The 11488-nt window shown below is 73.1% G+C and carries 14 protein-coding genes; 9 read left to right on the top strand and 5 right to left on the bottom strand.

Annotation, left to right across the window (positions count from 1 at the left end):
* Positions 1 to 4 precede the first annotated feature (4 nt).
* Positions 5 to 643 carry a response regulator gene (locus tag AC1UE5_RS12985; protein ID WP_482923950.1) on the top strand — a complete coding sequence of 213 codons (639 nt, stop codon included), beginning with the start codon at positions 5 to 7 and terminating at the stop codon, positions 641 to 643.
* A 64-nt stretch (positions 644 to 707) separates the two neighbouring features.
* Here the strand turns inward: AC1UE5_RS12985 and AC1UE5_RS12980 are convergent, their stop codons facing one another.
* Positions 708 to 1664 carry a quinone oxidoreductase family protein gene (locus AC1UE5_RS12980; protein ID WP_482923948.1) on the bottom strand — a complete coding sequence of 319 codons (957 nt, stop codon included), beginning with the start codon at positions 1662 to 1664 and terminating at the stop codon, positions 708 to 710.
* A gap of 30 nt (positions 1665 to 1694) precedes the next feature.
* Here AC1UE5_RS12980 and AC1UE5_RS12975 point away from each other — a divergent pair, with 30 nt between their 5' ends.
* Positions 1695 to 2636: a PfkB family carbohydrate kinase gene (locus tag AC1UE5_RS12975; protein WP_482923946.1), complete on the top strand. Its 942-nt coding sequence runs from the start codon at positions 1695 to 1697 to the stop codon at positions 2634 to 2636.
* Here the strand turns inward: AC1UE5_RS12975 and AC1UE5_RS12970 are convergent.
* Positions 2633 to 3310 carry a ferritin-like domain-containing protein gene (locus tag AC1UE5_RS12970; protein ID WP_482923944.1) on the bottom strand — a complete coding sequence of 226 codons (678 nt, stop codon included), beginning with the start codon at positions 3308 to 3310 and terminating at the stop codon, positions 2633 to 2635. The genes AC1UE5_RS12975 and AC1UE5_RS12970 overlap by 4 nt on opposite strands.
* A 104-nt stretch (positions 3311 to 3414) precedes the next feature.
* On the opposite strand from AC1UE5_RS12970, the gene AC1UE5_RS12965 reads away from it, so the two are divergent.
* The 7 genes from AC1UE5_RS12965 to AC1UE5_RS12935 all read left to right on the top strand — a co-directional run bounded on the left by AC1UE5_RS12965 (position 3415) and on the right by AC1UE5_RS12935 (position 9522).
* Positions 3415 to 3729, top strand: a complete 315-nt coding sequence (locus tag AC1UE5_RS12965) for a hypothetical protein (protein ID WP_482923942.1) — start codon at positions 3415 to 3417, stop codon at positions 3727 to 3729.
* Positions 3730 to 3731: 2 nt separating this feature from the next.
* A complete protein-coding gene (locus AC1UE5_RS12960) occupies positions 3732 to 3950 on the top strand; it encodes a hypothetical protein (protein WP_482923940.1) in 219 nt (72 codons plus the stop codon).
* A gap of 46 nt (positions 3951 to 3996) precedes the next feature.
* A complete protein-coding gene (locus tag AC1UE5_RS12955; protein ID WP_482923937.1) occupies positions 3997 to 5331 on the top strand; it encodes a citrate synthase in 1335 nt (444 codons plus the stop codon).
* Positions 5332 to 5395: 64 nt separating this feature from the next.
* Positions 5396 to 5893, top strand: coding sequence for a GNAT family N-acetyltransferase (locus AC1UE5_RS12950; RefSeq protein ID WP_482923935.1), 498 nt, complete (start codon positions 5396 to 5398; stop codon positions 5891 to 5893).
* Between the two features lie 57 nt (positions 5894 to 5950).
* Complete coding sequence (locus tag AC1UE5_RS12945) at positions 5951 to 7348, top strand: hypothetical protein (protein ID WP_482923933.1); 1398 nt, start codon at positions 5951 to 5953, stop codon at positions 7346 to 7348.
* Positions 7349 to 7372: 24 nt separating this feature from the next.
* Positions 7373 to 7705, top strand: coding sequence for a hypothetical protein (locus AC1UE5_RS12940; protein WP_482923931.1), 333 nt, complete (start codon positions 7373 to 7375; stop codon positions 7703 to 7705).
* 56 nt (positions 7706 to 7761) lie between these two features.
* Complete coding sequence (locus AC1UE5_RS12935; RefSeq protein ID WP_482923929.1) at positions 7762 to 9522, top strand: S8 family peptidase; 1761 nt, start codon at positions 7762 to 7764, stop codon at positions 9520 to 9522.
* Here the strand turns inward: AC1UE5_RS12935 and AC1UE5_RS12930 are convergent.
* Genes AC1UE5_RS12930 through AC1UE5_RS12920 form a run of 3 tightly spaced genes read right to left on the bottom strand, consistent with a single transcriptional unit; the run spans position 9519 to position 11467 of the window.
* The gene (locus tag AC1UE5_RS12930) at positions 9519 to 10298 is read right to left on the bottom strand and encodes a PfkB family carbohydrate kinase (RefSeq protein WP_482923927.1); all 780 of its coding nucleotides are present in this window, start codon (positions 10296 to 10298) and stop codon (positions 9519 to 9521) included. The two genes, AC1UE5_RS12935 and AC1UE5_RS12930, sit on opposite strands and share 4 nt — an antisense overlap.
* Before the next feature lie 10 nt (positions 10299 to 10308).
* Positions 10309 to 10977 (bottom strand): M48 family metallopeptidase, encoded by a 669-nt coding sequence (locus AC1UE5_RS12925; protein ID WP_482923924.1) that lies wholly within the window; start codon positions 10975 to 10977, stop codon positions 10309 to 10311.
* A 34-nt stretch (positions 10978 to 11011) separates the two neighbouring features.
* The gene (locus AC1UE5_RS12920; RefSeq protein WP_482923922.1) at positions 11012 to 11467 is read right to left on the bottom strand and encodes an Lrp/AsnC family transcriptional regulator; all 456 of its coding nucleotides are present in this window, start codon (positions 11465 to 11467) and stop codon (positions 11012 to 11014) included.
* Between the last annotated feature and the right edge of the window lie 21 nt (positions 11468 to 11488).

Genomic DNA, 11488 nt, shown 5'->3' with positions numbered 1-11488 from the left:
TCCCATGGCCCACAGGACGCGCGTGCTGGTCGCCGACGACCACCGCCTGGTGCGGGAGGGCACCGCGGCGCTGCTGGCCGCGGACGGGCGCATCGAGGTCACCGGCCTGGCCGCCGACGGCTGGGAGGCGCTGGAGCTGAGCGAGCGCGAGCCGCCCGACGTCGCGCTGCTCGACCTGAGCATGCCGCGCCTGGGCGGTCTGGCGACGCTCGCGGCGCTGCGCCGGCGCGAGCCGCCGGTCGAGGTCCTGATCCTCACCGTCTCCCAGCGCGAGGAGGACCTGTACGAGGCGCTGCGCCTCGGCGCCGCGGGCTACCTGCTCAAGGACATGGATCCGCGCACGCTGGCCGAGGCCGTGCTCGACGCCGCGCGCGGGAACGGCCGGATCACCGCCGACCACGCCAGCCGGATGCTCGCAGAGCTGGGGCCGGGGCGGGCGCCGGACGAGCGGCTCGGCCAGCTGTCGGACCGCGAGCGGGAGGTGCTCACGCTCGTGGCCGAGGGCCTGCGCAACCGCGAGATCGCCGAGCGCCTGGTCATCTCCGAGGCGACCGTCAAGACCCACATCAGGCACATCCTCGAGAAGCTGCGCTTCCGCAACCGCGCCGAGGCCGCGGCGTTCGCCGCGCGCCACCTCTCCTGACGAGGGCTCCACGGCGCAACGCTAGTCGCGCCCTGCGCCGTGGCGCCATCGTCCGGAAGGTTGATCAGCGACTCGGGTCGAGCAGCAGCTTGCCGCTCGTCCGGCGCCCGGCGAGGTCCTCCTGCGCCGCCCGCGCCTCGGACAGCCCGTAGGTCCTGCCGACCACGACGCGCAGCTCACCCGCCGCCGCCCGTGCGAACAGGTCGCGCAGGCCCTCCGCGAAGAGGTCGGGGCGCAGCTCGACGACGTGGTTGAACCAGAAGCCGACGACGCTCAGCGAGCCCTTGAGGAGCTTGCCGGTGCGCAGGTCGTTCTGGTCGTGGGAGGCGATGCCGTAGACCACGCACCGGCCCAGCGGGGCGGTAGCGGCGAGCGACTCGTCGAACACCTTCCCGCCCGCCATCTCCAGCACGACGTCGACCTTCTCGCCGCCGTTGGCCTCGATGATCCGCTCCGCCATCCCCTCGGGATCGGAGTCGATCGCCACGTCCGCGCCGAGGTCGAGCGCGAGCCGGCGCTTCTCCTCCGACGACGCCGTCGCGATCACGCGGCCGGCGCCGAACGCCTTGCCGAGCTGGACGCACAGCGAGCCCGTCCCGCCCGCCGCGGACTGCACGACCACCGACTCGCCGGGCCGCAGGTTCGCGCTCGTCCGGTAGAGGTGCCACGCGGTCGTGCCCTGGATCAGCATCGCCAGCGCCGTGCCGTCGTCGAGCCCGTCGGGGATCGGCACGGTGAGCGCCTCAGGCGCCACCGCGACCTCCGCGTAGCCGCCCTTCCCGCACAGCGCGACGACGCGCTCGCCGGTGTCCTCGCGGACGCCCGCGACCTCCGATCCGGGCACGAGCGGGAGCGCCTGCTTGGCGACGTACCGGTTCTGGCGCTGGTGGGTGTCGGCGAAGTTCAGGCCGGCCCGCGTCACGCGGATGCGGACCTCGCCGGGGGCGGGTTCGGGCTCGGGGAGATCGACGATCCGGAGCACCTCCGGCCCGCCGAACTCGGTGATCTGCACGGCTCGCATGGAGCGCCGGACCCTATAGTCACCGCGCGTATGAGCCTCACCGTTGTCGGATCCATCGCCTTTGACGCCGTCAAGACCCCGTTCGGGGAGCGCGAGAAGATGCTGGGCGGCGCCGCCACCCACTTCGCCCTCGCCGCCTCGTTCTTCACGGACGGCATCAGGCCCGTCGGACCGGTCGGCGACGACTTCGGCGAGGCCGAGTACGAGGTGCTGCGTGCGCGCGGCATCCACACCGACGACATCGAGCACGTCGCCGGCGGCAAGACGTTCTTCTGGGCCGGCGAGTACGGCTACGACCTGAACTCGCGCGAGACGCTCGCGACCGACCTGAACGTCTTCGAGACCTTCCAGCCGAAGCTGTCGCAGGCCTCGCAGGACGCGGACGTCCTGTTCCTCGCGAACATCCAGCCGGACCTGCAGTACGACGTGCGCCAGCAGTGCCAGAGGGCGAAGTTCGTCGCCATGGACTCGATGAACCTGTGGATCGACATCGCGCGCGACTCGCTCGTCAGGACGATCGGCACGGTCGACGCGATCCTCCTCAACGACGCCGAGATCAAGCAGCTCACCGGCAAGCCGTCGCTGATGGCCGCGGCGAAGGCCGTGATGGAGATGGGCCCGCGGATCGTCGTCGCCAAGCAGGGCGAGTACGGGGCGGCGCTCTTCACGAAGGACGGCTTCTTCGCCCTGCCCGCGTACCCGATGGAGACCGCGATCGACCCGACCGGCGCGGGCGACTCGTTCGCCGGCGGCTTCGTCGGCTACCTCGCCGCGAACCTCGAGAGCGGCGAGATCGACGACGCGCTCCTGCGCCGCGCGATGGCCTACGGCACCGCCGCCGCGTCGTTCAACGTCGAGGGCTTCGGCACCGAGCGGGTCGCGACCCTCACGGCGCCGGAGATCTCCGAGCGCGTCTCCGAGCTCGCGCGCATCACGCACTTCGAAGACGCGCCCATCGAGCTGCGCGCCTAGCTCTTGATGAAGCCGGTCGCGGTGACGGCCTTCAGCACGGCCTTCTCCGACTTGGCCTGATCGAAGCCGGCGGGCGCGGGGAGGCCGGACTCCGCGCCGGCGCCGCCGCTGTTGAGGAAGCGGATCCACGCCGCGTGGCGGGCCTCGACGGAGTGGATCGAGAGCGCCGCCTGCACGATCGCGCGCGTCTTGAGGTTCGGACCCTGGCCGGCGTAGGCCGCCACGCCCGTGTCCTCCAGCACCTGCGCGGTCTGCGCGAACGTCGCCGGGTCCGTCACCGCGTTGCCGAAGTCGAACGTCGGCTTCTTGACGGCCTTGGAGCCGAGGATCTTCTTCAGCGCCGCGACGTGCGCGGCCTCGTGGTCGCCGGTGACGGTGCCGAACAGCCGGAACGCGTCGGACGAGAACGCGTTGTTGCGCACCGCCTGCGCGTAGAACTCCGCCTCGAGGTACTCGAGGGTGAGCGCGTAGTTGCCGATCTTGATGTCGTTCGCCAGCGACTTGCGCGTGGTCGAGATCGCGGCCTGCGCGGGGGAGGCGAGGCCGAGGAGCGTGCCACCGACCGCCAGGCCGGCGCCCGCGGCGGCACCGCGCCGCAGGAACGACGCGCGGTCGATGCCGGCGTCCTCCGCAGCGTCGCGGAGCGCGCCGGACGGGTCCAGCTTCTCGAGCATGAGGTGATCCATGCCCCGTCCTGCGCGAGCGGCGGGCGAGCGGATCACCGCCAGACGGGAAATTCTTCGCTCCGCCGCTGGCGTCGAGGGGTAGCCTCCACGGAATGGAGGAGTGGGGCTTCATCTGGATCATGCTGGTCCTGAAGATCCCGCTCGTCGCGCTGCTCTGGCTCGTGTGGTGGTCGGTGCGCGCGACCCCGGATCCCGAGTCGCAGGCGGACGACGACGGCGGCGACGGCGGCCTGCGCCGGCCGCACCCGACGAACCCCCGTCACCCGCGCGGCCCGCGGCGGCGCGGTCCGCACGGCGATCCCGCGGTCCCGTCGCCCCCGCGCACGCGCGTGCCCGCCCTCGCACGCGAGCGTGCAGTCCTGGCGTCGCGGCGCCACAACGGGCGCTCGCCCGGTAAGGTCGGCTGACCATGGACCTGCTGACGATCCTCGCCGCCGCCGCCGAGGAGTCCGAGCACTCCGAGACGGCCTTCTTCGTCCTCGGCGGCCTGCTCGCCGCCTTCGCGGTCGCCGTCTCCGCCATCGGCCTCGCGCGCCCCGGACTCGGGCAGTCGGCGAACCGCGCCATCATGGGTGTTGGCTCGCTGCTGGTAGCGGGCACGATGGTTGCCATCGTCGCGGTGTCCTGACGCACCACGCACCACCCCGCATCGACACACCTTCCCAGGAGGCCCCATGAGCGCTGAGACGGAGACGCAGCAGACGAACGGAGCTGGCTCCGCAGGCTCGGATTCTCTGACCGTCACGGACAACCGGACGGGCAAGACGTACGAGGTGCCGATCGAGGACGGCACCGTACGCGCGATGGCGTTCCGCGAGATGAAGGTCTCCGACGACGACTTCGGGCTGATGACCTACGACCCGGCGTACACCAACACCGCGTCGACGCGTTCAGCCGTCACCTACATCGACGGCGACAAGGGCATCCTCGAGTACCGCGGCTACCCGATCGAGCAGCTCGCGGAGAAGTCCTCGTACCTCGAGGTCGCGTACCTCCTCATCCACGGCAAGCTCCCCACCCAGAAGGAGCTCGACGCGTGGACCGAGGAGATCACCGTGCACACGTTCGTGCACGAGAACGTCAAGAAGTTCATGGAGGGCTTCCGCTACGACGCGCACCCGATGGGGATGCTCTGCGGGTCGGTCGGCGCGCTCTCGACGTTCTACCCGGACGCGAACAACATCAAGGACCCGGACAACCGCCACATCCAGACCGTCCGGCTCATCGCGAAGATGCCGACGCTGGCGGCGTTCGCGTACCGCCACACGCAGGGGCAGCCCTACGTGTACCCCGACAACGACCTGTCGTACTCGGGCAACTTCCTGAACATGATGTACAAGATGACCGAGCTGAAGTACGAGCCGGATCCCCGGCTCGAGCGCGCGCTCGACGTCCTGTTCATCCTCCACGCCGACCACGAGCAGAACGCGTCCACGAGCGCCGTGCGCTCCGTCGGCTCCACGCAGGTCGACCCGTACTCGGCCCTCGCCGCCGGCGTCGCCGCGCTCTACGGCCCGCTCCACGGTGGGGCCAACGAGGCCGTGCTGCGGATGCTCAAGCGCATCGAGACGACCGACAACGTGCGCGACTTCATCGCGGGCGTCAAGAACGGCGACGAGCGCCTGATGGGCTTCGGCCACCGCGTCTACAAGAACTTCGACCCGCGGGCGAAGATCATCAAGAAGGCCGTCGAGGACGTCTTCGAGGTCACGGGCAAGAACCCGCTCCTCGACGTCGCGACCGAGCTGGAGAAGATCGCGCTCGAGGACGAGTACTTCGTCAAGCGCAAGCTGTACCCGAACGTCGACTTCTACTCGGGCCTCATCTACGAGGCGCTCGGGCTGCCGGTCGCGATGTTCCCGGTCATGTTCGCCATCGGCCGCACCTCCGGCTGGATCGCGCAGTGGCTGGAGCTCGTGGACGACAAGGAGCAGAAGATCGCCCGTCCGCGCCAGATCTACACGGGCGAGCGCGGCGTCGACTACGTGCCGGTCGACCAGAGGTCGTAACGGATCGCACGAGTGTGACGGCGGACACAGTGAGCGGGGCCCCGGTGGGTTTCACTACGAGACTGTGTCCGCCGCGCCGCTCCCTCCGATCCTGTTCCGGCACCTCCGGCCGGACGACAAGGGGCGGCTGTCCGAGGGCCTCGCGCGGCTCTCGCCCGAGTCGCGGCGGCGGCGGTTCCTCATGCCGAAGCCGCGCTTCAGCTCCTCCGAGCTGCGCTACCTGACCGAGCTCGACGGGCTCGACCACGTCGCGATCGTCGCGGTGAGCGCCGAGGACCCGGAGGTCTTCTACGGCGTCGCGCGGTTCGTGCGGCTGCGCGAGGACCCGGAGACCGCCGAGGCGGCGATCGTGGTCGGCGACCCGCTCCAGGGCCGCGGCCTCGGCCGCGAGCTGGGCCGCCGGCTGGCCGACGAGGCCCGCGAGCGCGGCGTCAAGCGCATCACCGCCACGCTGCTCGGCGACAACGAGCCGGCGCAGCGCCTGATGGCGTCCATCACCGCCCGGCTCGAGCAGCGGTGGGACCACGGGCTGCGCGAGCTCACGGGTCACCTGGCGGCGTAGCCGCGCTTCGGGGGGTTTCCCGATGTGCGTGGATCGTCGCGGCGGCAGGCTCGCCGCATGCTTCGACTCCCCTTCGCCGCCGCGCTGGGCGCGGCCGCGCTCCTGAGCCTTCCCGCCGCCGCGTCGGCCGCGACGACGGTGGGCAGCGACCTCTCCCGCGCCGACCAGCGCCAGTGGCTGCAGTGCCCGGACGGTCCATGCACGATCGCGTCGAGCGCGGACGGCTGGAACCGCGCCGACGTGCCCGACGGGTCGATCGTCACGAGCTGGTCGGCGCAGCTCGGCGAGCGCGCGCGGGCGCGGCTGCGGCTCCTCCGCGTCAGCGACGACGGCGCGATGACGGAGGTCGCGCGCAGCGAGGTCGTGCAGGGCTCGGCCGGGGGCGGCGTGCAGACGTTCCCCACCCACCTCGTCGCGCCCGGCGGGTGGGTGACGGTCGCGATCGACATCCTCGGCGGCTCCGTCGGCGTCGTGCCGGACACCGGCTTCGGGACCACCGTCTTCTCGCCCGCGTTCGGCGACGGCGAGACCCGCACGTCGGCCTACGACCGCACCGGCGACGAGCTGCTCGTCCAGGCGCGCGCCGAGAGCGACGACGACCAGGACGGCAAGGGCGACGAGACCGAGGACGACTGCTACTTCACCTGCCCGCCGCCGCCGTCGCCGCCCACGCCGCCCACCACCCCGACGACGCCCTCCCCGCCGTCGACCCCCGAGACCCCGACCACGCCGGCCGAGGACGACACGATCGACGGCAAGGCGCCGTTCACGATCGACCCGCGCGGCATGGTCCGCCCCGGCGCGCAGGCCGAGCAGGGCTGGTTCGACATCTACCTCGCCAACAACGCCAAGGGCGACGTGACGGCGAAGGTCACGATCAAGAACGGCAAGCGCACGGTCGGCACGAAGACGATCAGCGACATCGAGTGGGCGGACGAGGAGTGGACGTCGTTCCGCCTCAACGCCAAGGAGCGCAAGCAGCTCCTCAAGCGGAAGAAGCTGCGGCTGTCGCTCACCGCGAAGGTCGAGCGGGAGGGCGCCGCGGCGACGACCCTCGAGCAGAAGCTGACGGTCCTCACCGGCGGCGACGCGCGCTACGACGGGGAGTACCGCGGGCCGGGGCCGTTCACGATCTCCGTCGACCACGGCGTCATCCGCTCCGTCAGCGGCTCCGCGAACGCGTTCTGCCCGACGACGAACCGCTTCCAGATGCTGTCGTACTTCTCGCCCGACGGCTTCCCGATCGTGATCGGGCGGGACGGCAAGTTCGACACGACGTTCAACGCGGTCGGGCAGCAGATGACCTACCGCGGCAAGCTCACGCGCAGCGGCAAGGGGAGCGGCTACGCGTCGGTGTTCAAGTCGCAGCTGAACATCGTCTCCGGCAAGTACGTCATCGACTCGTGCCAGGGCGCGACGAACTGGACCGTGACGAAGGCCAAGAGCAAGCGCTGAGCGCGTGGCCGTAGGGTTCGGCCCGTGGCGTACACCGTGACGGCACGGGTCGGGCCGAAGGTCGAGCGGGCGCGGTTCGCGACGCTCGACGAGGCGCTGGACGAGCTCGCCGCCCGCACGGGGGACGCCGGGCGGACGCGTGGGCGCTCGGTGCTGGGGCGCGAGTACGCGCCGGAGGCGCAGGTGACCGGCCGGTTCGAGGTCCGCGGCCCAGGCGGCGTGCGCGGCGGGGTGGACGTGCGCGGCGACGGTTCGGCGGTCGCGTTCACCGGGCGCGTCCGCCGCCGGCCGGTGGCGGTCGACGGACACGAGACGGCGGTGCAGGCGTTGCGGCGCGCCCTCTCCCCGGCCATCTGACCCAGCTGCCGTCCAGACCGCTCAAGCACTCCTCCGAACGCGTCGATCCCGTCCGCGTGTCCCTCCGGGTCCCCGCCCTGCTGTCCGCGCTCGCCTGCGCGCTCCCCCTCGCCGTTCCCGCCGTCGCGCCGGCCGCGACGACGCCCGACCGTGCCGAGCTGATCGTCCGCCGTGACGCCGGTCTCAGCGCCGCCGAGCGCCGCGCGGTGCGCAGCGACGCGGGCGTGCGCCACGAGCGCGGGCTCCTGCTCGACGAGGCCGAGGTCGTCAGCGTCCCGGCCACCGAGCAGGACGCCGCGCTCGCCGAGCTGCAGGCCGACCCCGACGTCCGCTGGGCGATCCCGAACGCCGCGGTCCACGCGACCGCGACCACGTGCGGGAGCCGCGCCGGCCTCTCCCAGCCGACGTGCGGCAGCGACCCGTACCTGCCGCTGCAGTGGTCGCTGGAGAACAGCGGCCAGACGCTCCGCTACCAGGACGAGTACGGCTACGTCGTCGACGACCCCGGCACGCCCGACGCCGACATGGACGTCTTCGGAGCGTGGTCCCTCGGCGCCACCGGGGCCGGGATCGACGTGGCGGTGATCGACACCGGCGTGAACGCCGCGCACCCCGACCTCGCCGGCCGCCTCGTCCCCGGCTGGGACTTCGTCGAGAACGACAGCGTGCCGCAGGACGAGAACGGCCACGGCACGCACGTGCTCGGCACGATCGTCGCGACCAACGGCAACGGCGCCGGCGTCTCGGGCGTCGCCCCGGATGCGCGGGCGATGCCGCTCCGCGCGCTCGACGCCAACGGCGACGGCTCGTTCGACGACATCCTCGACGCGATGGCCTACGCGGGCGACCGTGGCGTGCGCGTCGTCAACCTGTCGCTCGGCGGCGAGACGGCCGGCTTCATCGCCGCCGCCGCGGCCGACGTCGCCGACGACTACCCCGCGACGATCTTCCTCGCCGCCGCCGGCAACGAGACGCTGGACCTCGAGACCACGACCTACGCCCCGTGCGAGGCGCCGGCGGCGAACGTCGTCTGCGTCGGCGCGACGGACAACGACGACGCGATGGCGTGGTTCTCGAACCACGGCACGACCGCGGTGGACCTCTACGGCCCCGGCGACCTGATCCAGTCGACCTACGGCGGCGGCTACGGGCTGCTGAGCGGCACGTCGATGGCCACGCCGAACGTCGCGGGCGTCGCCGCGCTGATGGTCCAGCGCTCGCCGGACTCCGACGGCGCGACGCTCGCGCAGACGCTGCGCGCGACGGCCGACGCCAAGCCCGGTCTGCCGTCCGTCTCCGGTGGCCGCGCGAACGCCCACGCGGCGCTGGCCGCGCTGGGCGACGACACGCCGGTCACGCCCGTCGACCCGGACGAGGGCGACGGCAGCGCCGGCACGACCAACGCCGGCGAGCAGCCCGACCCGGGGACCGCCGAGCCCGTCGTGCCGGTCGTCGTCGCCCCGGTGACGACCGAGCCCGCGCCCGCACCGGCGACGCCACGCACCGAGACGCCCGAGGACCGCGCGGAGACGACCGCCCCGGCGGCCCGCGTGCGCGCGCTCACCGTCAAGGTCAGCCGCCGCCGCGCCCGCCTGACGATCACCTCCTCCGCCGCCTCGACGGCGCAGCTCCAGCTCCAGCGGCGGGTGTGCAAGCGCGGCCGCTGCGCGTGGACGACGGCGTTCCGCGCGACCCGCACGGTGGCGGCCGGGCGCACGGTCTACACGGCGACGAAGCGCCTCGCCAAAGGCCGCTACCGCGCGACCGTGACGCTCGCCGGCGGGGCCAAGCGCACCGCCGTCTTCCGCGTCGGTTAGTACGGGCCGCGGCGCGTGAGCGCGGCGGCGCCCCGCTCGGCGCCGAGCAGCAGCGCGTCCGCCAGCGGCAGCCCGCGGCCGAGTCCGTAGGTCAGCCCGGCGGCGAAGCAGTCGCCGCAGCCGTACGCGTCCGCGATCGGGCCGGGGAGCGGCGTCGCCGCCCAGCGCCCGCCGTCGTAGCGCCCGCCGGCGGCGCCCTCGGTCCAGACGACGCCCGAGCGGCCGGCGGCCATCCGCACCTCGTCGGGGTCGTGCGCGCTGGCGATCGCGACGTCCGCCTCCGCGCCCTCGATCTCCGCCAGCGCGCGGACCGTCGCCACGACGGTCCGCGCCCGTCGGGCGTCAGCGAAGGCCTCCGCGTCGCCGCCGGTGAAGAGCACGGCGTCCGCGCCCGCCAGCGCGTCCCACGGCAGCGGGTCCGCGCCCTCGGGGACGTGGCGCGCGCCGGTCACGGTGATCGTGCGCTCGCCCTGCGCGTCGAGGTGGGTGAACGCGCGCCGCTGCGGCACGCCGGCCCGCGCGGCGTGCAGCGTGACGCCGAGCGCCTGCAGCTCCACCGCGGTGCGCTCACCCAGCGCATCGTCGCCCACGCTCGTGAAGAACGCGGTGGCCTCGCCGGGGCGCGCGAGCCGCGCCAGCTCCACCGCCGGCACCGCCCCGCCGCCGCCCGGCGCCTCCCACGTGCCGCCGCGCGCGAAGACGATCTCGCCCGCGGCCGGGACCCGCTCCACCTCCGCGAACGTGACCCACTCGACGTGGCCGACGACCGCGATCACGCCGTGGCTCCTAGAGGACGAGCGTCCCGCCGTGGCGGCGCAGCCACCGGCGCGGCCCGGCGTAGCCGGGGACGTGGTGGGCGACGAGCGCCCAGAATCGCGGCGAGTGGTCCATGTGGATGCGGTGGCACGCCTCGTGCCAGACGACGTAGTCGAGCACCGGCGCGGGCGCGAGCAGCAGCCGCCAGTTGAAGCTCATCGCGCCGGTCGACGAGCAGCTGCCCCACCGCGTCCGCTGGTTGCGGATCGTGAGCTTCGTGTACGTCGTGCCGAGCTGGGCGACGGCCGCCTGCAGCCGCGGCTCGATCTCGGCGCGCGCCTGGCGCCGGTACCAGCGCTCGAGCGCCTCGCCGCGCGCCTCCGGGTCCGCCGGGACCAGCAGCGTGTCGTCGCGCCGGTGCACGCGCGTGCGCCCGGCCTCGGGCTGCAGCCGCAGCTCGGTTCCGAGGTAGGGGACCGTGTCGCCGCGCGCGGCCACCGCGGCCCGCGTCGCCTCCACCTCGCGCAGCCGCCGCTCGATCCACGGCCGCAGCTCGACCACCGCGCGCTGCGCCTCCTTCGCCGACGCGCGCTTGGGGAGCACGACCTCGACACCCTTCTCGGGGCTGACGGAGACCCGCACGCGGCGCGAGCGCTCGGAGCGGCGGACGGTGTACTCGAAGTCGGGGAGCGCGGCCATGGGCGCGCTCAGGGTACGCCGCGCCGCGGACCGCTCAGCGATCCAGCAGGGAGGAGAGGACGACCTGCGAGCGCGTACGGATCACGAGCCCATCGCGCTGCAGGTCCATGATCAGCCGCTCGAGGTCCGCGTTGTCCCGCGTGCGCACGCGCGCGATGGCGTCGGCCTCGCCGGTGACGCTCCACGCCTCGACCACCTCGCGGTGCCCGCGCAACGTCTCCGCCACCTCGTCGAGCAGCGTCCCGGGCGCGTAGAAGAGCTCCACCAGCGCTTCGGTGTGCTCGCCCAGCGCGCCGTGGTCGACGACGGTCGTGAAGCCGCGCAGCGCGCCTGAGGCGAGCAGCCGGTCGACCCGCCGCTTGACCGCGGGCGGGCTCAGCGCGACCCGCTCCCCGATGTCTCCGTACGAACGGCGCGCGTTCTGCGTCAGAAGCGCAACGATCTGCTCGTCAACTGCGTCGATTCTGCGAATTGTTGCACGAAGACGCACCCATGGCAGCCGGAATCGATG

The sequence above is a fragment of the Parviterribacter multiflagellatus genome (genome assembly GCF_056863265.1).
This window is presented reverse-complemented; position numbering and strand designations above follow the sequence as displayed.